Source organism: Dictyobacter aurantiacus, from assembly GCF_003967515.1.
GTDB lineage: Bacteria > Chloroflexota > Ktedonobacteria > Ktedonobacterales > Ktedonobacteraceae > Dictyobacter > Dictyobacter aurantiacus.
The window spans coordinates 3,993,933-4,018,497 of sequence record NZ_BIFQ01000001.1 but is presented as its reverse complement, the minus strand read 5'-3'; the positions used below and the strand labels follow the sequence as shown (position 1 = coordinate 4,018,497).

At 53.9% G+C, this 24,565-nt stretch carries 15 protein-coding genes and 1 tRNA gene; 12 read left to right on the top strand and 4 right to left on the bottom strand.

The window, feature by feature from the left end; all coding sequences use genetic code 11:
- The first annotated feature begins 525 nt into the window (after positions 1-525).
- From KTT_RS16215 to KTT_RS16200, 4 genes are all read left to right on the top strand, one after another.
- Complete coding sequence (locus KTT_RS16215; RefSeq protein WP_160145913.1) at positions 526-2,037, top strand: alpha/beta hydrolase; 1,512 nt, start codon at positions 526-528, stop codon at positions 2,035-2,037.
- Between the two features lie 117 nt (positions 2,038-2,154).
- Positions 2,155-2,799: a TetR/AcrR family transcriptional regulator gene (locus KTT_RS16210; protein ID WP_160145912.1), complete on the top strand. Its 645-nt coding sequence runs from the start codon at positions 2,155-2,157 to the stop codon at positions 2,797-2,799.
- A gap of 129 nt (positions 2,800-2,928) precedes the next feature.
- Positions 2,929-6,180 carry a bifunctional cytochrome P450/NADPH--P450 reductase gene (locus KTT_RS16205; protein WP_126596978.1) on the top strand — a complete coding sequence of 1,084 codons (3,252 nt, stop codon included), beginning with the start codon at positions 2,929-2,931 and terminating at the stop codon, positions 6,178-6,180.
- Positions 6,181-6,416: 236 nt separating this feature from the next.
- Positions 6,417-7,388, top strand: a complete 972-nt coding sequence (locus KTT_RS16200; RefSeq protein WP_126596977.1) for an aldo/keto reductase — start codon at positions 6,417-6,419, stop codon at positions 7,386-7,388.
- Between the two features lie 141 nt (positions 7,389-7,529).
- On the opposite strand, the gene KTT_RS16195 is transcribed toward KTT_RS16200, so the two are convergent.
- Positions 7,530-7,603: transfer RNA gene (locus tag KTT_RS16195), tRNA-Asp, on the bottom strand.
- 228 nt (positions 7,604-7,831) lie between these two features.
- Between KTT_RS16195 and KTT_RS16190 the strand changes: the two genes are divergently transcribed.
- Positions 7,832-8,920 (top strand): LacI family DNA-binding transcriptional regulator, encoded by a 1,089-nt coding sequence (locus tag KTT_RS16190; protein ID WP_126596976.1) that lies wholly within the window; start codon positions 7,832-7,834, stop codon positions 8,918-8,920.
- Positions 8,921-8,939: 19 nt separating this feature from the next.
- On the opposite strand, the gene KTT_RS16185 is transcribed toward KTT_RS16190, so the two are convergent.
- Complete coding sequence (locus KTT_RS16185; protein WP_126596975.1) at positions 8,940-9,566, bottom strand: hypothetical protein; 627 nt, start codon at positions 9,564-9,566, stop codon at positions 8,940-8,942.
- A gap of 39 nt (positions 9,567-9,605) precedes the next feature.
- On the opposite strand from KTT_RS16185, the gene KTT_RS16180 reads away from it, so the two are divergent.
- The 7 genes from KTT_RS16180 (at position 9,606) to KTT_RS16150 (ending at position 17,769) form a co-directional block, all read left to right on the top strand.
- Complete coding sequence (locus tag KTT_RS16180; protein ID WP_126596974.1) at positions 9,606-10,691, top strand: LacI family DNA-binding transcriptional regulator; 1,086 nt, start codon at positions 9,606-9,608, stop codon at positions 10,689-10,691.
- Positions 10,692-10,843: 152 nt separating this feature from the next.
- A complete protein-coding gene (locus tag KTT_RS16175) occupies positions 10,844-11,809 on the top strand; it encodes an ABC transporter permease (protein WP_162854193.1) in 966 nt (321 codons plus the stop codon).
- Positions 11,810-11,826: 17 nt separating this feature from the next.
- On the top strand, positions 11,827-12,747 hold the full coding sequence (locus KTT_RS16170; protein ID WP_218030902.1) for a carbohydrate ABC transporter permease: 921 nt from the start codon (positions 11,827-11,829) through the stop codon (positions 12,745-12,747).
- A gap of 118 nt (positions 12,748-12,865) precedes the next feature.
- A complete protein-coding gene (locus tag KTT_RS16165; RefSeq protein WP_126596973.1) occupies positions 12,866-14,470 on the top strand; it encodes an extracellular solute-binding protein in 1,605 nt (534 codons plus the stop codon).
- 151 nt (positions 14,471-14,621) lie between these two features.
- Entirely contained in the window at positions 14,622-15,707 is a 1,086-nt protein-coding gene (locus KTT_RS16160; protein WP_126596972.1) for a Gfo/Idh/MocA family protein, read from the top strand.
- A 6-nt stretch (positions 15,708-15,713) separates the two neighbouring features.
- The gene (locus tag KTT_RS16155) at positions 15,714-16,841 is read left to right on the top strand and encodes a mandelate racemase/muconate lactonizing enzyme family protein (protein WP_126596971.1); all 1,128 of its coding nucleotides are present in this window, start codon (positions 15,714-15,716) and stop codon (positions 16,839-16,841) included.
- Positions 16,842-16,860: 19 nt separating this feature from the next.
- Positions 16,861-17,769, top strand: a complete 909-nt coding sequence (locus KTT_RS16150) for a DUF6807 domain-containing protein (protein ID WP_126596970.1) — start codon at positions 16,861-16,863, stop codon at positions 17,767-17,769.
- A gap of 145 nt (positions 17,770-17,914) precedes the next feature.
- On the opposite strand, the gene KTT_RS16145 is transcribed toward KTT_RS16150, so the two are convergent.
- Positions 17,915-21,265, bottom strand: coding sequence for a type 2 lanthipeptide synthetase LanM family protein (locus KTT_RS16145; RefSeq protein ID WP_126596969.1), 3,351 nt, complete (start codon positions 21,263-21,265; stop codon positions 17,915-17,917).
- Positions 21,266-21,324: 59 nt separating this feature from the next.
- A complete protein-coding gene (locus tag KTT_RS16140; RefSeq protein WP_160145911.1) occupies positions 21,325-24,387 on the bottom strand; it encodes a type 2 lanthipeptide synthetase LanM family protein in 3,063 nt (1,020 codons plus the stop codon).
- Between the last annotated feature and the right edge of the window lie 178 nt (positions 24,388-24,565).

Sequence of the window (24,565 nt, the reverse complement as noted above, 5' to 3'; positions counted from 1 at the left end):
TACTAGATAATTTTTCTCTAGATACTTTTCTACTACATAATATAGAACATATTTCTTCAGTATAATATGCCTGTCCGCGCTACTCCCTCTTCATATCACGATCGACTTACCCCGGGCGTCCTTCCTTACGCATACTCTACAATTACAACACGCTTCCCAGCAAGGTAAAGGCGCAACCAGTCATTCTGATCGCGGCACTGGAGATGATTCTGCATGGGTTGGGGATTGGCTCCTTTCAGGCTGCTGGTCCACACCATCCAGGCGAAATCAGCGCGACATCGGTATCGTCACATAATCGCAACAAGCGTTTCAATTGAGCGTATATACTACAGAGCCGGACCAGATAGACATTTTTCCCTTTTTGATATGCGATCGCGATTTTTTGGAGGGTAGTAACGTATAATACGATGGAAGATTACAATGGCACAAATTCTTCACTCGGACAAGTAGATTACATCACGTAGCCGAGGGTAAAAAACGCTCAAAGCTCCCCAAGCAGGAGCTTTTATAGAAAACTAAATGGCAATGAAACAGAAACAACCCTCTATGTTCAATTACAACAGAACCAGGCGGTACATACCGATCCTCTGGTTCTTTGTCTCTTTCCTTCTTTCATTGATAAGTGGGATTTTTCTCTTCGGGCACGGTGTATTCGATGGGCTTTCAGCAGCGATCACCTCGACTGGCCTGGATTCGATGCGCTCACAGCTCATCACCGCCCTTATGCTCACCGCGGGCTCTGCTCTGACCGGAGCACTGTTCACACATCGAAAATCTGGTGGTATGGTAGGAGCGAGCATCGTTTTTGTCCTGGGTTATCTGGTTGCATTTATACAGACTGAGCTTGTCCCCGTCACCGATGCGGGCGGGCATATTGAACCATTACAGACCAATGTTCTCTATAATACCTGTTTCATTATGGTGGCTCTGGCCATTCTGAGCGCGCTTATTGGTGCCGCGGTTGGCTCGGCTCTCTATGAGATATTGCTCTATCAACCATATCAGGTGATTCGCGCGCTCTGGCAACGCTTTACCCTGCGGGATATCGCCGCCCGTGATACTGCCGCGATGCATCTCCAGGCGCGTCTGTATCAATGGCACCTCGAACGCTGGGTAGCGATCATCGTCATGCTGGGACTCTTTTTCCTGGCCAGCCAGTCGGGCAACCTGTTCATCATCTCGCCGGAAGCGGATATTCATGGTGCTCCCAAACTGAACTCCATCGCCGCCAATGTGCCATCGTTTGGCACGACCAAAGTGGTCGAGATGCAGAGCATCTTGATGAAGACTCGCCGGCTCTTTGAGATCTATCTTCCTCCAACCTACAACACCCCCGCGGGGAAAAATAAACGTTATCCCACGGCGTACCTCTTGCATGGATCGCCAGGAAAAGTGACGGATTGGGTGCTTGCGGGCCGAGCAGCCGAGTCGGCCGATGCGTTGATCGATACGAAAAAGATTCCAGAACTAATCATGGTTATGCCAGATGGCAATGGCGCCCCAGGAACGACCAGCGAGTGGGGCAACAGTGGCAACAATAAGCAACCACTTGAAGACTTTGTGTCCAAGGAACTGGTCAAATACGTTGACCAGCACTACCGCACCATTCCAGACGCGGCACACCGCGCCATTGGCGGTCTCTCAATGGGCGGCTTTGGAGCCATGAATATCGCGATCCACCATCCCGATGTCTTCCATTCGGTCATCGCTCTAGGCGGCTATTACAATGCCACAGGACCGATCTGGGGCCATAGTATCACCTATCGCCAGTACAACAGCCCCATCATTCAAATTGTGCGAACCCCTCAGGCGAAGACGCTACAGATATTCCTGGGCGATGCGACCGAAGATAAACTCTACTATCCCGGAGCCCTCAAGTTTGCCGCGACACTCAAGAAGCTGGGCATCAAGTATACATTTGTAAGGGAGCCCGGCGGCCACTCCTGGAAGGTCTGGGGCGATGAGCTCTATGAAGGACTGGAATGGGTCAACTGGGGTCCCATCCATAACGCCCCACAGGCCATACACAAACCCTGAATAGCACCTGCCAGTAAAAAAGGATGTGGCGGAACGCGCTCTGAGCGCGTTCCGCCACATCCTTTTTTACTGTCTACAACCCTTGACATGCAAAGTAAACTGAATTATAATTCAGTTATGAATTACAGTTCAAAAGGTGATTCCAACGCCCGGCAACATCGAGGCGCAAAAAGAAGAGCAAGGACCCGTGCCGAGCTGCTAGCAGCCGCACGGCGCGTCTTCGCCAAAAAAGGGTTCCACGACACCAGTATCCTCGATATTACCGAGGCCGCCGATGTCGGCGTTGGCACTTTTTATCTCCATTTCAGAGATAAAGATGAAATATTCAATACCCTGATCGACGAAGTCCTTCAGATCCTGGAAGAGCAGGTTATCAGCGAGGTGCGCAGCTCTGAAGCGGCGACGCTTCCGGTTATTGTGCGCTCTATCTTCCGGCACGCCTATGCCGAACGCGACCTTTTTAGCATCGCCCTGACCAGTGGCGCGCAGGTCTCACGCACCATTCGCGTGGAGGATACGATCGCGCAGGGCCTGACACGGGCGTTTGAGCGCGTGACAGAAACGGGTCAACTGCAGGGATATGATGTTTTCCTGCTGGCCCGCCTGGTAACAGGGGTGATCGCCCAGGGTATTATCTGGTGGTTTGAACAGGATGATCCAGGACCTGATGAGATGGCGGAAAGCGTTTTACATCTGCTCGCCCATGGCCTGCCAGCCGCTCTCTTCAATGAGCATCTCCTGCCACCCGATACAGCACCATAGCCAGTTGGAGAGTTGAGAGCCGATCTGAATGAGCATATCTGGCCCTCTCCAGCAGGCGTTGCGCTGCCTGAAGATCACGTCGATTATAATAAAGTCCTTTTTTTACAAAAGGCGGAGGGTTTCTTTCGCATGACCACGCATAAAGTACTTGAAACAAATACTATACCGCATCCAAAAGAAAAATTATTCCTTGGGAATCTGTTCGATCTGCAGTCGGGGCGCCGCGTCCAGGATATGATGAAGCTGGCCCGCGAGTATGGCCCCATCTATCAACTCAATATGCCCGGACGTTCCCTGATCATTGTCTCCGGCTATGAGCTGGTCAAAGAGCTCGCGGATGAGACACGCTTTGATAAGAAGGTATGGGCACCCCTGCAGAACGTGCGCTCGTTCGCTGGCGATGGCCTCTTTACCTCCTGGACACAGGAAAACAACTGGCACAAGGCGCACAACATCCTGATGCCCAACTTCAGCATGCGCGCCATGCAGGGCTACCTGCCCATGATGGTCGATATCGCTGAACAGCTAGTGGGCAAGTGGGACCGCCTGAACTCGGACGATGAGATTGATGTGCCGGGTGATATGACGCGTCTGACGCTGGATACCATCGGTCTGTGCGGCTTCGACTATCGCTTTAACTCGTTCTATCGCGAGGACATGCATCCCTTTGTCAATAGCATGGTGCGTGCCCTGCAGGAAGCTATGGAGCGCGGTGGTCGTCTGCCATTTGAGGACAAGCTGCTCATCCATAAGAACCGCCAGTTCCAGACTGATACCGAGTTCCTCAATAGCGTGGTGGACCGCATCATCAAGGAGCGCCGCGAGGGTGGCGAGGATGTCTCGCAGAAAAAAGATCTGCTGAGCTACATGCTCACGGGAACCGATAAACAGTCGGGCGAGCAGTTGGACGACCTCAATATCCGCTACCAGATCATTACCTTCCTGATCGCGGGGCACGAAACGACCAGCGGTCTGCTCTCCTTCGCACTCTACGAGCTGCTGCACCATCCAGAGGTGCTGGCCAGAGCCTATGAAGAGGTTGATCGCGTGCTGGGCAACGATCTGACTGCCCGGCCCACCTTTAACCAGGTGAATCAGTTGCGCTATGTAACACAGATCCTGCAGGAGACGCTGCGCCTGTGGCCGACGGCGCCCGCCTTCGCGGTCTATCCATTAAACGGTGAAGAGATTATCGGCGGCAAATATAAAGTGACGAAGGACGAAGATATCGCCGTTCTGATCCCGATGCTGCACCGCGATCGCGCCATCTGGGGCGATAATCCCGATGCGTTTGATCCCGAGCACTTCTCACCGGAGGCGGAGCAGAGTCGTCCGGCTGACGCTTACAAGCCGTTTGGCAATGGGCAGCGCGCCTGTATCGGCCGCCAGTTCGCCATGCAGGAGGCCACGTTGGTCCTGGGCATGCTGCTGCAGCGCTACCACTTTATCGACCATACCAACTACCAGTTCAAGATCAAAGAGACGCTGACGATCAAGCCAGACGACTTCAAGATTAAGGTGCGCAAGCGTACCGATGCCGAGCGCACGATTGTTGTACGTCCTCAAGCCGAGGAGAGCGTTCAGGCTAAAAAGGCCGCTACCCGGACCGTCCCGAAACCCGAGATACCCAGACATGATACCCCGCTACTGGTTCTCTTCGGTTCCAACATGGGAACGGCCGAGGATATCGCCAATCGCATGGTAGAGGATGCCAATGCCTATGGCTTTAAGACGACCATCGCCGATCTGGATGAATATACGAACAAGCTGCCAACCGAGGGCGCGGTGGTGGTGATCACCTCCTCCTACAACGGCACGCCGCCAGATAACGCGGAGAAGTTTTGCAACTGGCTGCGCTCCGGAGACCTGGCGCCGGAGAGCCTGAAGGGCGTGAAATATATGGTCTTTGGCTGCGGCAACCGCGACTGGGCCGCCACCTTCCAGGCTATTCCCCGCCTGATCGACGCCAATCTGGAGAAGTTTGGAGCTGAACGCATCTACGCGCGCGGCGAGGGTGATGCCCGCGAGGACTTCGATGGTCAATTCGAGTCCTGGTATCAGCCGCTGTGGCAGTCCCTGTTCGAACAGTTTGGCATCGAAGCGAAGCTGCCAGAAGAGGTCAACACGGTCGGCTCGGCCTACGAGGTCGAGGTGATCAACGGCATGCGCTCGCATCCACTGATCGAGACCTTCGGGGCTCGTCCCGCTACAGTCATGGTCAACCGGGAGATGTACAGCCCTGAGGCTGGTCGCTCGGCCCGCCACATCGAGTTCGCGCTACCCGAAGGCGTTAGCTATCGCACCGGCTTCCACCTGGGAATCATCCCACGCAACAGCGATGCTGCGGTCGAGCGCGTCATGCGCCACTTCAACTTCGCCATGGATACGCATATCCTGCTACGCAAGAGCGATAACCGCAAATCGAACCTGCCAGTTGAGATGCCGGTCTCGGTCTATAGCCTGCTGCGCGACTATGTCGAGCTACAGGATGTGGCAACGCGCAAGCAGATCAAAGCCATGGTCGACTTCACGCAGTGTCCACCGGATAAAAAGAAGCTGCTAGCCCTCTCCGGCGAGGACGAGGCCAGTGTCGCCCTGTACAAGAGCGAGGTACTGGCAAAGCGCAAATCGATCATCGATCTGCTGGAAGAGTTCCCGGCCTGTGAACTGCCGTTCAACGCCTACCTGGAACTGCTCTCGATGATGCGTCCGCGCTACTATTCGATCTCGTCCTCACCAGCGCAGGACGAGCGGCGCTGCAGCATTACGGTGGCGGTAGTCGATGCCCCGGCCCGCTCGGGTCACGGCCAGTACCAGGGTGTCTGCTCTAACTACCTGAGCCGCCAGCACGAGGGCGATCAGATCAACGCCTTCATCCAGGATACGCGCTCAACCTTTATGCTGCCAGAAGATCCAACCGTGCCTTTGATTATGGTAGGGCCTGGCACCGGTGTGGCTCCGTTCCGTGGCTTCTTGCAGGAGCGGGACGCGCTCAAAGCGCGCGGCGAAAACGTTGGTGCATCGCTGCTCTTCTTTGGCTGCCGCCATCCTGAGCACGACTTCCTGTACGCCGACGAGTTCAAAGCCATGCAGGAACGGGGCGTCACCGAGTTGATCAGCGCCTTCTCACGTTGGGAAGGACACGACAAGATGTACGTCCAGGACCAGATCCTCAAACACAAAGATCGTGTCTGGGAGCTGATCCAGCAGGGTGCGATCATCTACATCTGTGGCGATGCCGGCAACATGGCGCCCGATGTACGCCGGGCCTTCGTGGCCCTCTACCAGGAAAAAACTGGTAGCTCGACCGAGGTCGCCGAGCACTGGCTCGACGCACAGACCAGCAACGGCCACTATCTCGTCGATGTCTGGCCCGCGTAATCACCACCAAAATCCAATCGATTAAAAAAGGCCCGGGACGGCGGATAAAACCGCTTCCCGGGCCTTTTGATGCTGCACAGCTTGCGCCAAATTATCCGCATTTTTGAAGAAAACGTTATCTTTTTTGGGAATATCAATCGTAATACATTCGTTATCACAAAAAGTGGAAATGGCAATCGGGCTGAATGATCTTCACCAGGTCCACGATAGTCTATTTGTAAGGAATGAGGTTTTCAATGGAATATACCCATCTTGGTCGCACAGGACTGAAAGTGAGCCGCTTCTGTCTGGGCACAATGAACTTTGGTCCCCAGACCAGCGAAGCCGATAGCTTTAAGATTATGGATCGCGCACTTGAGCATGGCATCAATTTCTTTGATACAGCCAACGTCTATGGTCGGCAGCGGGGCGAGGGTGTAACCGAACAGATTCTGGGCCGCTGGTTCGCCCAGGGTGGTAGTCGCCGTGATAAAGTTGTGCTGGCCACCAAGGTATACGGAGACATGGGCGAGTGGCCCAACAATTCCAGGCTATCGGCGCGCCACATTCGCCAGGCCTGCGAGGCCAGTCTGCGCCGCCTGCAGACCGATCACATCGATCTCTACCAGATGCACCACATCGATCGTCAGACCCCCTGGGAAGAGATCTGGCAGGCTATGGAACAGCTGGTACGAGAAGGGAAGGTCGTCTATGTCGGCAGCAGTAACTTTGCCGGATGGAACATCGTCCAGGCCAATGAGATCGCGAAGAACCGCCACTTTATGGGACTGGTCTCGGAGCAGAGTCTCTACAATCTGAACGCCCGTATGATCGAGCTCGAAGTCATCCCGGTCTGTAAAGAGTACGGCCTGGGTTTGATCCCCTGGAGCCCGCTCTCTGGTGGACTGCTGGGAGGTGCGCTGCAGAAAGCGAGCGAAGGCCGCCGCAGCGACGCTAATATGCAAAAGAACGTCGAAAATAATCGTTCTAAGCTTGAGGCATATGAGAAGCTCTGCGCCCAGTTGGACGCGGAACCGGCCCATGTCGCCTTGGCCTGGCTGCATACCAATCCAGTGGTTACGGCTCCCATCATCGGACCCCGCACCATCGAACAACTGGATGGTACCATGCGTGTCCTGGACCTCCATCTGAGCGAAGAAACCCTGAAACAGCTCGACGAGATCTTCCCTGGCCCCGGCGGACAGGCCCCCGAAGCTTACGCTTGGTAAAGAGAATACATGAAGAAGCGCGGTATGGGCAGCGAGCGCGCTTGCCTGCCCATACCGCGCTTCTTCATGTATTCTCAAGCGGGATAATAAAACAAAACACCAGAACCAATATTGGTTCTGGTGTATCAGGTGTAAAATAAACGGAACCGACGGGATTCGAACCCGCGGTCTTCTGCGTGACAGGCAGACATGTTAGGCCACTACACCACGGCTCCATCTCTTGCTGCTGGCGGCACTTTTAGAGTACCACTTGCGTGAATAGATAATATCAAACCAGGCTCATCCTGTCAACCCCTTTATTGATCAATTTTAATCGTTCAGCTAAAAAAGTCATAAGCGCGTTGACTCGTTTCATTTCTCAATGTTATGATCCCTGTAGGGGTACATTTAGTGCTCCTTGCTGTATTGCAAATAATACGGAAGTGTGGGAAAAAAACGGCGCGATGACGGTACATTTAAAGGATATTGCAGCCTATACGGGAGTTTCAATTAAAACTGTCTCAAACGTGATCAATGGAAATTATGCCCGCGTGGGTCCTGAGACACGGGCGATGGTGCTGGCGGCCATTGAAAAATTGAACTATCAACCCAATATCGCTGCGCGACAACTACGCAAGGCCCGTGTCGGGGTGCTGGCCTATGCCATTCCTGACATCCGCAATCCATATTTCACGGAAGTTGGCGATATCATGACCAGGGTGGCCGAAGAGCATAAATATACGCTGCTCCTCGACTATACCTATGGTCCTCGCGATCCCGAGCCCGAGGGCAAGATCCGCTATAACGATTATGCCTATGGTTCGCTTGAGAAAGAATTGAGCGTCATCAAAGGTCTGCGCCCACACCTGATCGATGGGGTCATCCTTGATCCGCAAGCCCTGACTATCGACGATATTAAGATGGAAGAGGTAAAGGGACCACTGGTGCTCGTAGGAGAACGGTTGTTTGGCGCCCCATTTGACCATGTGCTCATCGATAATGTGCAGGCAGCTTACCAGGCGACCAATCATCTGCTGGCGATCGGGAAGCGGCGCATCGCCGTTATCGGCTCGCAGGAGACACAGAGCCAGGCACCCTCTCTGCGCACGCAAGGCTATAGCCGGGCGCTGCGCGAGGCAGGGATAGAGGTTGACGAAAGCCTGTTGATCAGCGGTGGCTACTGGCACCGTTCCGATGGCGCCAACGCCATGCGCTATCTCCTCTCCCTGGAGAATCCGCCCGACGCGGTCTTCTGCTTCAACGACCTGATGGCAATGGGAGCGCTCTCGGTCATCAACGCCGCCGGACTCAGCATTCCTGACGACATCGCTGTGATGGGCTTCGACAACGTTGAAGAGGGACAGTACGCCTACCCTCCTCTGTCAACCGTCTCGCCCGATAAAGAAGAGATCAGCCGCCTGGCGGTCACCTCGCTCATCGGCAGGATCCAGGGCACGCGCACGCAGGAACCAGAACGTATTCTGGTCCCCTTTGAACTATGCATTCGCGCCAGCACCATGCGCAATCGCGCTAACGTTCAAACGCCCATATAGCTGATCGGCACCGCCTGACTCAGCGGGCCATGGCCCAGGGTTGGGTACTGGCCCTGACCGGGCCGTTGATTTCCAGGGACTGGTGAATCATCGAGCTCAGATATTGATCCTGGGCGGCATCCGCCAGGCTGTAGAGGTCCGGACCACCAGCTACGTAGCGGGCCATCTGATCCAGGCAGGTCGCGGTGGCAATCTCATCGTCGTTCAATCGTCCATCGATAAATGGATTGCGATAGATCCACTCGCCACCGGCCATGTAGCCGCGATGAAAATATCCCTCCAGATTGCCGATCTTACTGGATTCCTGTCGCGCCAGCTCATATTGGATAGGGGTGAGGATATCTTCCAGGTAGCGCACCTGCGTATTATTGATCTCGCCACGATCACCACGCACGAGCACGCGCGAGGTACGAATCCATGGGCGATATTGATCACTACAGAAATCGTAGACGCCCAGCTTATCACCAAAATCTAGATATGCCAGTATCTGCTGTGAAGGTAAGGTCGCATCCTCGGAAAGCCGCACATCAATAGAAAACAATGATAGAAGAGGAGAGATGACACTGTCAACAGCGAATGTGAATATATCCACAACAGTATTGACAATCGCAAATTTACCGGGTATGCTTTGAAAAACGTTTTTCAAAAACGTTTTTGTCCTCTGTAACAAAGTGAGGATGGAACGATGCGCCGAAAATCTGTTACCATTCGGGACGTAGCTCAGATGGCCGAGGTATCGATCAGTACCGTTTCGCAGGTTCTCAATGGCAACAATCAGTATGTCGGAGAGGCGAAGCGCGACCGGGTGCTGGCCGCGGTGAAGGCATTGCAGTATCGCCCGAATGAGATCGCTCGCAGCATGGTCAAACGACGAACAGCCACCGTGGGCGTTGTCGTCACTACTGTGCTTGGCAATCTGTTTATGCCCATCGTTGAGTGCATACAGGAGGTCTTGCGTCCCCTCGGCTATAACATCATCCTGGCCAGTACACCTGACCTGGAGAGCGAGATGCAGGCGATTGAGACCTTAAAGGCGCAGCAGGTTGATGGCTTTATTTTTATGTCGTTCATGTACTCCCATACACAATATCAATCGGCTCACCTGCTATCTCTGAAAGAGGAAAACATCCCATTTGTAGTCATTAATCGTCCTCTTGAGAAGGATTATGATTTCAACCAGATCCATTTTAACGAGTGGGAGGCTGGCTATCTCGCAGCCAGGCATCTCATACATCTGGGCCATACCTCTATCGCGACCATCAGTGGCCCGCGTGACCATGTTCCGCCCTGGAAAAGCGCCATGGACCGCCACCAGGGCTGGCTGGAGGCGCTCAAAGAACAAAACCTGGCGGTGGTCCCCGAGTGGATCAGCGATGGTCGCTATAGCTATGAAGGCGGCTATCAGGCTGCCCTGCAACTGTTGGAGCATTGGGAACAGGCCCAGAAACGACCAACAGCCATCTTTGTCGCCAACGAACACATGACCTTAGGAGCCTTGAGAGCATTCTACTATCACGGAGTACGAGTGCCCCACGATATAGCGCTGGTAACGATAGGCGATCCCGCGTATGCGGCGCATATGTTTCCCGCGCTGACAACATTCGCCCACCCCATGAAAGAGGCAGGGCATATCGCCACACGCATCCTGCTCGACCAGTTCCAGGCGAGCGACACGCTACCGGCACAGAACATCAAGCTCAGCTATCAACTGCACGTACGCGAATCCAGTGGCACTATTCCAGAACCAACCAGCTTTTCTGTTAAAGATTAAACATCCGTTGCATTTACTTTTTTGCTTATAAGCTTTACCATACGTGTTTAGTAAACGTTCTCTTCACGAGAAGGGGGAGGGTTATACATTCTTGGTAAACGTTTTCTATAAGGCTGTCGTCTTTTTATCACGCGCATTATTCGAGGAGGAATATGGGTATCAAGACACTGGCGGCACCATCGGTGCGCGTTACCCGCTCAAAGAGCCGTAGCAATTCCCTGTTCAGGCGCATGTGGAGGTATCGGTATGTTTACCTGATGTTGCTGCCGGGACTGCTCTACTTCGCTATTTTCCGCTATGGGCCGCTGTATGAAGCTCAGATTGCATTTAAGGATTTTCAGCCGCTACTGGGTGTAGAGGGCAGTCCCTGGATCGGCTTCAAGAATTTTGAGGTCTTCTTCAAGTCCTACTATTTTACGCAATTGCTCACCAATACCCTGGTGATCAGCGTGGCGAAGCTAATCTTCGGCATCCCGCCCGCGATCATCCTGGCGCTGGCGCTGAGCGAGATTCGCTATTTTCCTCGCCTGGCACGCATCACGCAGACGATGTCGTACCTGCCGCATTTTCTGTCGTGGATCGTGATTTTTGGTATCCTGCTCGGACTGTTCTCACCCAGTACCGGCCTGGTGAACTCGGCTATCGGCAACATGGGTGGGCAGCCTGTGAGCTTCCTGACAGATCCGAACTGGTTCCGGGCGATCGTTGTCTCCTCTGATATCTGGAAAGAGACGGGCTGGGGCGCCATCCTCTATCTGGCGGCGCTGCTCGCCGTCGATCCGGCTCAATATGAGGCGGCCTCCATCGATGGGGCATCACGACTGCAGCGCATCATCAATATTTCACTGCCCAACATTAAAGATGTCATCGTCCTGGTGACGCTGCTGCGACTGGGATCAATCCTGGACGCGGGCTTCACCCAGATCTTTGCCATGTATTCGCTCCCCGTCTATAGCGTTGGCGACATCATTGACACCTGGGTCTACCGCGAGGGCATCTTAAATGCCCAGTTTAGCCTGGCGACCGCCGTCGGACTGTTCAAAGGCTTGATCGGTCTGTGCCTCATCGTTGTCGCGAACCGAGTTGCGAAACGCTTCGCGGGAACTGGTCTCTACTAAGCAGAAAGGATGTGCACGTGGAAAACCAGCTTGAGACAAAATCTATCTTCAAATTCGGTGCGGGCAAACGGGAGAAAGCCAGGATCAGCGCGTTCGATTGGGGATTGGCCGTCTTTCTGGTCATCGTTATCCTCATCACGTTTATACCGATCTGGTACGCTGTGGTCGTCTCGGTTACGCCGCTGGAGTTGACTAAGGAGTCGGGGTACAACCTGTTTCTCTCTCCCTTACACTGGTCGTTCGCGGCCTATGTCCAGCTATTTAGCCAGGACTCTTTTTTGCAGGCGCTGTGGAATAGCCTGGTGCTGACGACAATGGCCATCATCATCAATATGGTGTTAACAACCCTCACCGCCTATGGGTTGATCTTTAAAGATATGCCGGGGCGCAATCTGATACTGACCCTGATTCTGTTCACCTTTCTCTTCAATGCGGGCCTGGTTCCAACCTATATCCTGGTGAAGAATCTGAACCTGCTCGATACCTACATGGCCATCATCCTCCCCAACGCGGTCAGCGTTTATAACATGCTGGTGATGAGGGCCTTTTTCCAGAACATTCCGGCCAGCCTGCGTGAATCGGCCATTGTGGATGGAGCCAACGAGTTCCAGGTGCTCTGGCGCATCGTGCTGCCTCTCTCCAAGCCGATCCTGCTCACCATCGGCCTCTTCTACGCGGTCACGCAGTGGAATGATTTCTTCAATCCCATTCTCTACCTGAGTAACAACGACTTGATGCCGCTACCGGTGCTGCTGCGCAATATCCTGATGGCGGGCAACATCAACGACTATGTTGAGATCAACTCGCTCTTTACCGCTCCGCAGGACGCACTCAAGATGGCCGCCGTCATCCTGACAATGGTGCCCATGCTAATCGTCTATCCCTGGATTCAGCGCCACTTCACCAAGGGAGTACTGGTAGGCTCAGTCAAGGAGTAAGGAGGAACGCTGCATGCAAGTCTGCCATCCTTGCCGTGGGTTACACGGGTGTAATCCACATCATTCTTGTTATTGTTCTATTTGTTGCCTTACGGATAACTAAGGAGGAAAGCTACTCATGAAGAGTAATTTCTCAGCAGGCAAATCATTTGCATCCTTTTGTCTGCTCATGCTTTTGTTCGTACCACTGATTAGCGCCTGTAAAACGAACATCGGGTCATCATCGAGCAGTAGTAGTAGTAATAATGGGCCAACAAATCTGACACTATGGACGGTGCCATCGGCGGGTGAAGTTGGGAATCCACCACCGAACTGGTTCCTCATCAAGGACGTCCATGACAAGCTGAATATTAACCTGAAGGTCACTTTCCTGCCCTATGGCGACGATGGTGACACCAAAATGAATGCAGCGGCGGCTGCCAACGATCTGCCGGACTTCTTCCAAGTGCCGTCCAACAACAATATTTTCCTGCAGTGGGTACGACAGGGATTGATCGCTCCGGTCGATAGCCTGCTGCCACTGATGCCCGGACGTACTAAAGATCGCTATAACGATCCGCAGATGCAGAAGATCGCCACCATCAATGGCAAGCAATATGTATTGCAGGAGAAGACCGTTCTCAACAAGCGCCAGGGGCTCCTGATTCGCAAGGACTGGCTGAACAAACTGGGATTGAAGGAACCTAAGACCCTGGACGATCTGTTGAAGGTCGCCGAGGCCTTTACCAGAAATGATCCTGATGGCAATGGTAAAAATGATACCTATGGGTTCGCGGCAACCACCGGCGTCTCTTCTCCAGGCCTTGGAGGCGGCTGGCAGGCGTTCTTTGGGGCGTATGGCCTGCCTGGCGTGTGGAACTTTAACACTCCGGGCAAAATCAGCCTGAGCCTGCGTGATCCTGGCTACCTGAAGGTGGTCCAATTCTTGCGTAAGATGGCGGATGAGAAGTTGATCGATCCAGCCTGGCCAACCCTGAGCACCAACGACTTCCGTGCCGGTTGGAAGCAGCAGGGAAAATACGGCATCATCTCTGAAGATTTCTGCGCCGCCCAGTGCCAGGCCAATTACCAATCCTTTGATACGAACTTTCCCCAGGGCGACTGGGAGCCGCTGGCGCCCCCGCAGGGTCCCAATGGACAGTCATTTCTGGGAGCATCAAACAACGTCGGCCTGCGCATCGCGGTCTCCAAGAAAGCGCTGGATGAAGGAAAGGGCCCCGCGATCGCCAAATTCCTGGAGTGGACGAATACCGGCGAGGGATACTATGAAACAGCCTTTGGCCAGAAAGGTGTTCATTACACCTTTGATGCTCAGGGCAATGTAACCGGACAGGGGGTGCCCGTTCCCTTCTACTCACATGAAGCAGCTCCCATCAATCAGATCCGCAACCTGGTGTATAAAAATACACCCGCCGAGTTGAAGGCCAGGTACAATAGCTTTAAAACGAAAAATGGCAGGACCATCGATCCAGTCAAGATCTATGATGCATTTGCATCGTTCCCCTGGCAAGATCAAACGGCCGCGTTTGTCATCCAACCAGCCTCCAACCAGGCGGATATCAACCGCTATGTCGATGAAAACCTGGTTCAGTTTATCACAGGGCAGAAGCCGCTCACTGATGCAAGCTGGAACAGCTTCATCAAAGGGCTGGACGGGCTCAATGTCTCTGACTGGGAGGCACAGGCAAATAAACAGCTCAAGGACGGAGGCTTTATCAAATAACGTTTACCCATTGAGGCATCCCCGGTCGCGTTGCGAGTGGGGATGCCTCAACCAGTGGGATGCTCATGCTCCCACCCACACGTATACACAACCAGATATGCTATAAAAGTAGACACCAGACACATTTACAGATAGGAAGAGGAATATCTCTATGTCACGTTATCGTGCCGCCATTATTGGGACCGGTTCTATCGCGGGCAATCATATCAAGGCCCTTCACGAGCTCAAGGATCGGGTGGAGGTGGTTGCGGCGGTGGATGTTGTTCCCGAGCGCGTCGAGGAGTACAGCAAGAAACACGGCATCCCTCATTATTATACCGACGCGGCAGAGATGCTGGAAAAAGAGCATCCCGACCTGGTACATATCGCAACGCCACCGAATCTCCACTATTCGCTAATTATCCAATCGTTGAAGGCCGGCGCATCCGTCCTCTGCGAGAAGCCGCTCTGCACCTCGCTGGCCGAACTGGATCATATCGCCGAGGTCGAGCAGCAGAGCGGGAAGTTCTGCAGCAGCGTCTTCCAGTGGCGCTTTGGATCGAGAGGCCAGCACTTCAAGCAGTTGATTCAGCAAGAGGCACTGGGGCGTCCACTGGTCGGGATCTGTCAGACGACCTGGTTTCGCAATGCCGCCTATTACGAGGTGCCCTGGCGTGGCAAGTGGTCCACCGAGGGTGGTGGCCCCACCATGGGACACGGCATCCACGCCATGGATTTTTTCCTCTGGCTGCTGGGGGACTGGCAGGAGGTCAGCGCCTTCACGGATACGCTTGATCGCTCCATCGAGGTTGAGGATGTCTCGCTGGCGATGGTGCGCTTCCAGAATCGTGTGCTGGGCAGCATCGTCAATAGCGTTCTGTCGCCTCGCGAGGAGACCTATTTCCGCTTCGACTTCCAGAAAGCGACGGTGGAACTGACCGCGCTCTACAGCTATACGAATGACAACTGGCGCTTCACGCAACCTAAAGGACAGGAAGATGCCGCCGTGGCCTCGCGCTGGAACGAGTTGGAGCTCAATGAGGCCTCATCTCACAAGGCCCAGTTGAGTATGTTGCTGGATAGCATGGATCATCAGCAGCGACCCATATCCAGCACGTCCGATATCCGCCCGACGCTGGACTTTCTCACCAGCATCTATAAATCCGCCGCGACCAGGCAGATCGTGCAACGGGGCTCGATCGTGGCAGGCGATCCCTTCTACGAGCATGTTAGCGGCACTCAGCAGCAGAAAGTATAGCGAGCCATGAACATGATTCAGAAGGTTGAGGTTTTCTCTGCCTCCCTGCCGGTGACGCAGACTTTCCGCTTCTCGTCCGGCTCCGCCGGAGCGGCCGGAGGAACGGCCTCCATCGCTCTGGTCAAAGTGACCGATAGTGAGGGGAATGTTGGCTGGGGCGAGGGACGCCCCATGCCTCAATGGTCCTATGAGACTATCGCATCGGTCACCAGTACGATCCGCGACTATCTGGGTCCTGCCATTCTCGGTCTGGAGATCACGGATCGCTGGGGGCTGCACCAGCGCATGCAGAGCGCGATTGGCCGGGGCCCCAGCACCGGCATGCCGGTCGCCCGGGCCGCCCTCGACATGGCGGTCCACGATCTCTGCGCGCGCAACGCTGGCCTGCCCCTGCGCAGCTATCTGGGCGGCAGCGGACAGCGCAACACCGTTGAGCTCAGCTACACGCTCACCTCGCACGGGGTCGCGGATGTACAGCGCGAGATCATGGAGGCCCGGGAGAAAGGCTTTCGCCACTTTAACTTCAAGGCCGCTGTGGCCTCCGAGACCGATCGGGATATCGCCAGGACGATCCGCCAGGTCGCCGGACCAGAGGCGTTTGTGTGGGCGGACGCCAATCAGGGACTGCAGCCGCCAGAGGCGCTGGCGCTGGCGCGCGGCTTCGCCGACGCCGGGGTGAACGTGCTGGAACAGCCATTCCCCGCAGACCAACTGCAGCTGATGCGGCGACTGCGCCAGCAGTGCCCTATCCCCCTGGCCATCGACGAGGCCAGCGTCAGTCCCGCCGACTTCTTCCACTACGCCGCCGAGGGGCTGGTAGACTATCTCGTCATCAAGATCACGCGCAGCGGAGGCATCTGGCCCTCCCTGCAGCAGATCGCCGTCGCCGCTTCCGCGGGACTTCCCCTGCTCGTCAGCGGCCTGACGGACAGTCTGCTCACTAAACTGGCCGTCTGCCAGCTGGCGGTCGCGTTTGGCCATCATGGGCCAGCCGCCCTCAATGGTAGCCAGTTCCTGGATGAGTCTACGCTCTATCCAGACAAAGCCAGGTTCGAATTTGATGGAGCCGTCCACCTCGGGATGCATCCCGGCATCGGGGTACAGCCTCGACAGGATGCATTAGAGGCCGCCTGAACAAAGAGGAGACATCTCTATGGAAACAACCCTGACCCATACGCTCAATGATGCGATCGAAGTAGCCTATCAAGGACAGACACTGTTCAAATACGTATATAAGTCGAAGAATCCAGCACGCGAGTCGCCCCGACCCTATTTTCATCCCTTGCGCACACTGGCGGGCAACGAACTGAGCCTGTTCCGTCCCCATGATCACCTCTGGCATATCGGCCTGACTATGTGTATCGCCAACATCGAAGAAGAAAACTTCTGGGGTGGCCCCACCTATACCCGCGAGCAGCAGGGCTATATCCAGCTTGCCAACAATGGTCACATAGACCACGTTGGCTGGCAGGAGGTAAGCAACGACGGACAGGTACGCTGCCGCGAACAGCTCCAATGGGTGACGCAGGCGGGAGAAACCTGGTTCAAGGAGGAACGCAAGATCGTCGTCAGCGAGATCAATCCCGAGGCGGGCTACTGGAGCCTGGATCTGGCCTTTCGCCTGACCAACGTCACGCAGCGGCCGCTGAACTTTGGCTCCCCAACCACCGAAGGCCGCCCGGACGCCGGTTATGGCGGCTTGTTCTGGCGCGGACCACGCTCATTCCTGCACGGCAACATCATCGGCCCCGACGGCCTGGAGGGTCCTGAAAGCATGGGCAAACGTGCCCCCTGGCTGGCCCTGAGCGGCAAGCACGACGGCAACCAGGCACGATCAACCATCCTGTTCGTAGATCAGCCGGAGAATCCCCGCTATCCCAACAAATGGTTTGTGCGCAACGACCCCTACGCCTGCATCAGCTGCTCATTCATGTTTGATGAATACTATCCTCTGCAGCCGGGGGACGACCTGGTCCTCAACTACCACGTCATGCTTGCCAACGGCGCATGGTCGCGTCAAGACCTCGAACAGTACGTAGCCCAGAAGCAAGCCTCAAAGTAGCAGATTACAAAAAAGCAGGGATGCTGGCGATCTGCGCCAGCATCCCTGCCGTAGCAAAAAACTAACGGAACATCTCTTCGAATGGCCGACAGTAGTATGACATGTTGCCAGGAACCAGGAGCCACTGAAGGGTGCAGTGGTGGTTTTATTGTTTGCTCATTTGCATCTCATCAAAATTGATGGGAGGTACCAGGAGAAGTATTGATGGTACGGCGTCCGGCCTGGCTAAGCGAAGCAACTCATATCCAATGCCCGACAGACCAAGCATGAGCCCAGGCGTCTCAACGTTCAATGGCACGCCCATGATGCCTCCGGAACGTTCGATGTGCTCAAGAAATCGTGAGGCAATATGCTCCACATGCTGATGGTACTCTAAATGGGCGAGCGTCTGGCTTGCCACTAACAGGGCTTCCAGATTGCCAGCGTCACCATGATACAGCGAGTGATTTGGACCAATCGGCTTGTGATGATAACCGGCGCCATATGCAATGATGGTGTTCAGCGCCATCTCTACCTCACAATGCATAGATGCATCATCGACGTATTGAAGGCAGTCAAGAAGACCAAGAGCGATACCCGGCATTCCCCGACTCCATGCCATACCGTATGCCTGCTGAAGTTCCTCTTCATTCTTCATATTATGATCTTGCTGTAAAGCACCTGATGAATTACGCAACTGCCTGCTTTGTCGCGCCGACGAAAACAAACTTCGCTCATAGGCAAGGGCTAGCGACGCTGCCTGGCGAAACCGTTCCTCTCCGCTGGCAGCGGCTAACTTGAAGAGGCTCCAGGCAATGCCGATTGTGCCATGTGAAAATCCTGTAAGCGGCTCTTGTTTCGACGTTTTCCAGGTCAAGCCCTCACTGATAGGGTATGCATGTGCAAGCAGGTGATCACCACATTTAATAGCGGTGGCAAGCGTTGCAGGCGATGGAGCAACAGCATTGAGTACGAGCAGGTTCGCAAGGCATCCCGCCGCACCATCCACAATATTGAACTGAGTATCCTGCTCGATTTTGGAGGGAAAGAGTTGAACAAGTGCTTCAGCTTCTTGTAACAAAACCGGTTCACGCCAGAGCCGTGCCAGGTGTGAGAAGAGGTAAATGCATGACCCTATTCCAGTGAAGGCACCGATACTGGCAAGCGCAGGGCGTTTTTGAACCTGTGCTACCTGGAGACGCAGTGTCTTGAGCGCCTGTCGCGCGACATCACGATAATGGGCGTCCCCTGTCGTGGTACTCAGGTAACTCAGGAACAATATAATACCAGGGAGACCGCTGTACAGGTCCATGCCAGCCGGGGCAATGCTCCACGCATGCTCTTTTACATGTGTTACCCCATACCAATCCACCAGTTGCCCAGTGCGTAAGGCACTGCGATCCAGACGATTGCCGATGGCGCACGCTGCCGCTAAGAGGCGCTCGTGACAGGTAGCTAAACAATTCACCTGTGAGGTGTACACCGCATCTCGCCATCTGTCTGCGTACTGTTCGCTCTCCGGTATACTGGTAAAAGCGGCTCGGATCATCCAGACCTGGCGATACAGATCCTTCTCGTTCAGCTGCTGGATGTGTTGTTTGACGGATTCCATACTCGTCGCGGCAAAGAAGCCCGGGATACGCTTACCCTGGCTGGTAAAGAGATCACGACTATCAGGATGCGTAGTAAAGATGGGAACGTCACCTCGCTGCATATCCGCTCGTTCCGCCGGGATGAGCCTTTGAAGATGGGGTTGGTCCTCGGCGGCTATCCACAAACGATCAAAGAAGCGCTCCTGCTTCAGAGCATCCCGCAGAACATTCGGATGGGAGCTTTCAGTGAGAAGTAACGCATAGGTTCGTGTCGCACGTGCAATAAAACGAACCTCGTCATGGGCAAAGCGCGGAAGCACATCTGCGATAAATGCATCTCGATGCTTCATCAAGAGCTGATACATTGAAGTGAAACCCGTGATCAGGCTATCAATAAAATCGAGTGCCAGCACATTCTGTCCATGGAATTTCGGGCAATTTTTGTTGCCGCTCATCTTCACGCGCTCGCGGATGAGCTTCATCTCATCGGTGCCCACATCTTCCCACTGCGCTATAGGGTGAGGGGTCAACTGCCCTTCAGTCCTGCCCAGTCCGCTCATATCAATGCCCTCCGCTTCATCATTCGACCAGATGCGCTGTGGAAGCAAGGCTATCCGTGTCACGGAATGAGCCAGAGCATTTGCCGCCGGACGTTCAATGTCATATGCACCTTCTATTTTTATGCGTGGATGAAAGAGCGCCTCCAGATCTATCAAGAGTGGATGCTCACCGGCAGCAATGACATTCTCAGCATGGAAATCAATCGCATCCAGCGCATACAACAAAGCGAGGTAACCGCCCTGGCGCTCGTAAAAACGCCTGATCTCGTCTTCGGACGTACATTCAGTGTCCGGCACATATTCCATCCAGCCATAGCTTACTTTGTTGACGACCTTCAATGTACGAAATGCAGGGTGATTGCCGCGCGTATTGAGCCAGGTAAGCAGTTCCTGAAAATGTGCGTCGATGCCTAGCGATCTCGGCTTATAGACCAGTTGCCAGCCCGACTGAAATTTCAAAATCATTACACTGTGCCCATTGCGGTGCGTATCACCTGCTCCACCCGCAACTTTGATAAGTATACCGGGAGCCTGTTCAGGCGAGAACACAGCTAAGATCTCCTCCCAGTCTTTACAGAGATGGCGCAAGAATTCCAGGCTACAGTCGACCCATGCATCAATGGTTACCATCAGTTGGCGTGCCAGAATGCAATATTCTTCCAGAAAGGCCCGCAGGTTTTCGTGTTGACCCAGTTGTTGTAAGTAACAGCGAAAGCGTTCCCGCGGTGTGTCTCCTTGCAATTGTCCGCGCAAGCGAGCGATATTCAATTCGAGCACAAACGTTCTGCTTATTTTCGGCATGATCTGTCGAGCGAGGTTTGGAAGAAGCAAGGCGAGGATGGTATCCGGACGGAATGGAAGCCGATCATACCGCTCAGAGAGAACCGCTATCTGTGCCTGAAGTTGGTCCACGCCCTTTTGCATGAGTGGATAAAAAGGTTGTAAGAGCGCGTAGGCCCCGGGAGTATCCTCCGCTTCCTTAAACAGACGAGCAATAGTGGCAAGAGAGTCGTCTGTTTCCAGGTTGTCGGCGAGCCTGGTGAGCCAATCGGGCGCAGGAGCTTGAGCAAGACGCGCATAGAGTGCCTCAATAGGCTCACCGAGCAGCACGAGGAGATCCTCTTCAGTGATACCATCCATAGCAAGGCGATCGGCGAAGGAAGAACCGTTATTGAAAGGCAGTTGTTCTTTCCAACGCTGCAATTTCTTGTGTGCCTGCTCCTTGTCATTTTGCTCACTGGCAAAGTTAGTATTCGCGGCTGATAATGATGCGATACGCTCCTCCAGGGTGGTAGCATGATACCAATGGGGAGTCTGCCATAATAACGGTGCAGTGTGAGTAGTGGTTGTGAGGATTTTTTTCATTTCTATCCTTCCATTCTTATCTTATCCTTGAATTCCCTGGCGAGGATATTGCCGCTCTATTATTGCCATAACAGCACTGAAGGAAACATATGGGGATATGCCATGCGCAGGAATGTATAACCAATGCCTGCTGTACCGTGAAAGAATTTTGGAATAGACAGACCAGGTAAAGCACCATTCAGGTGAAATGAGCCTCGCAGCCGTGCTCGGGCAATCAGGCTCCTGGTATTGCCCAGCGCATCCTGGATAAGTTCTGGTCGGGTAAGTAGATGGCCCGCGGTAAACAAAAACTCCGCACGTCCAAGATTGCCACAGCAGAGGAAATCTAACAAACCCTGAGGGAAACTTTGTGTCGTCCGTAATGCGACCTCGATGTCAGCGCGAATGCGAGTTGTATCTAGAACTGGCAGACCACCCAGGCGGGCTAACCCAATACCAGGCGCGCCGTGGCACCAGGCGGTCATGACCATTGATTTACTGGCACCGAGCACGTCAGGCCAATTGCCGACCTCAGCGATAAATGCACAATCTTCATATATGAGAGCTTCGCGCGCGGCGCTTAACAGATCAGCATCATGCGTGATAGCATACAAACGTGTTAATGCATAGGCGATACCGGCTATGCCATGGGCGAAGCCAGTACAGTGCTTTCCGCCAAGGGTCGGCCATGCCAGGCAGCCAGCGGAGCTCATAGTTCGCGCTTTCATCAAGTGTTGAGCGCAGAGGCAAGCCAGTTCAAGAATTTCTTGATCACCTGAGGCATCATAGAGAGCAAGCAAACCTGGAATTGTACCTGCCGCGCCCGCGATGATATCTAAAACCTGATCATTGACGATATGCTCAGCCTTCATCAGTCCAGCGGCCATCCTCGCATCAACGAGAAGTTGAGGCTCATTGATAAACTGGCTTATACGGGTAAACGCATACACAATAGAACCTAGCCCTACAGCGCCACCAATACCTATTTCTCTCAAGAGCATATCTCCATGAGAGTGTATACGCTGGCATATCGGCTGCACCGCTGCTAACGCCAGGTCACGATAGCTGGCTCGGTTAGAGATGCGCGCGGCTGCCGCCAGGAAGAGCGCAACCCCGGATGTGCCATCAAAAAGGCTGTACTTCATGGGTTGGAGCTGGTATCGTTGGCTACGTTGCAGAAACATTGTTGTGAGCCAGGTCACACTTCCATCCTGTAGATCTATCGCCTGCCGGGCAAGCTCGTCAGCGATACGTAAAGCTTCTATCACCAGTTCGTGTTCCGTCAGCTCTGCGCTAGCGGCGTGCGCCTTCACCTGCGTTCTATCATCGCTTCTCAGACAGCTTACCGCATGTAAAGCCCCTGCAATATAGCCACTTTGCTTCTGCATGTCAGAATAGCTCAACGCCTTCAGTCGTGCTTGCATCAGGTTAAAGGCTAGCTGGTGGAAACAATGGGCTATTTCCTGACCATCAATGGCAGTAAGGGCAGTACTATCCGGGTATGTGCTGAAGAAAGGGATATCACCTTGTAATAGAGCCTGCTGTTCGCTTGCGCATACTGCCCGCCAGACCGAATTGCTCTTTTTTTCCCAGAGGTGATATTCAACGGGGAGGACGTCCCGATTGAGATTCACCAGTACAGCGCGATGATTAATGTCACTACATAGGCTCTCTGGCGCAAGGAGCTTTGGCAGAAGAGCATTATAGGCCTGAGCCTGTCGATAGATAAACCGCACGGATTGTCGTTTGAATTGTTGAAACGGGCCATCAGGACTCGACAGTGCGCTTTGTTCTGCCAGGAGCAGAAGATAACAGCGATGAAAACCTGCGCTGATATCCTTCCTATGCTCTTCCCAGTTAGCAGATTCACCCGTGGGTAATAGCGGAACATTCAAATGTTCCCGTGGTTTCAAACAGCCGTATTTCAAAGCAATATGGTGCTCTTGTGAGCTTACCTGTTTATTTTTTTGCTCAAGTAACGCATGTTTACTACCTGTTCCCAGCGTACTGACATCAGAGACCTGCGCCGCCGTTGGAAACGATTGCCAGTTGGTGAGAAAACCAGTATGCAGTACAGAATAGTCCTGCTCTTCCCAATCAGAACATCTCTCCCGCACCTGCGTATTCTGGTGATCAGGGCATGCATAGGCGTGCATCAGCATACCTGTATCCACCAGGACCGGATGCTCGCCACAGGCAATGATGTGCTCATGAGTACAATTCACTCCACCAAGCAGATACACGAGGCAAAGCAGCATACCCACGCGCTGATAGTACCGCTGTAGCTCCTGTTGATCCTGGCAGGGCTTATATTCCACAAACTCGACCCATCCATACTGATCGCGATTGATGCTGGTCAGGACTTTGAAGGAAGGAGTGATACCGCTCTCATTGCACCATAGCAGCAAACGATTGAAGCTTTCTTCCAATCCGATATTTGTGGGTTTATACACCAGTTGGTAACCCGAAGCAAAGGTCAAAGCCATGACTGTACGTCGTCCATTATGTGGCTCAGAGAGAGCGGGCTGTATCATCGTTACTGGCCCTGCCACACGATCGGCTCCAAATGTTTGTTGGAGGTCCCCCCAATCATTTTCCAGGCGCCGGAGAAAATCAACATTGGCATCGGCCCAGAGATCACAGGTCGTTGCCAGCAGACGAGCCAGGACGGGATAGCTGCGGAAACACGCTGTCAATCCCCCATGATACAGGTGTTTGATGAAACACAGGTAAAGGACGCTTTCATCTACTGGCTGTTCACCTGCAAAGTGGTGCTCTTGCGTGCATACACGCGTAAACTCGCTATGCAAAACCTGCACAGAGAAAGAGGTGAGCACCTGGAGCAGATGACGTTGCAATGTCGTATGAGCCTGTATGGTGAGGCGAGCATATGCGGGTCCGGCACGCTCTACATACTGTTGCCAGGCTACGGCGACAAATGGAGCAAGGATCTCCTCAAAAGGGTAGGGAATGGCGGGATCGATGAAATCCCACTGTTTTTTATCTGGTGTATCCGCTTCAGCCGCAAGGGCCGCAACAGAGAGGAGATACTCGCGCAGTGTTGCTTCCCATGTTGCTCGCGGAGGAATGCCTGGTAATCGATCTGGCCTGGGTACATGTACCCCTGATTGAGGGAGAGGCATAACAGGCATCATCCTTTCTTCATCTCGTCATCTTTTGCTCTGTGGAGACCGGCGCATGCAAAGAGCTTCAACAATGGAAAAAGAGGGTGGAGAGCTCACTGGCAAAGCCAGAAAGCTCTCGCGCAACCATCCGCTGTAGTTAATAAGTCGTTGACGTGTAACTTGCACTCTCAATGAG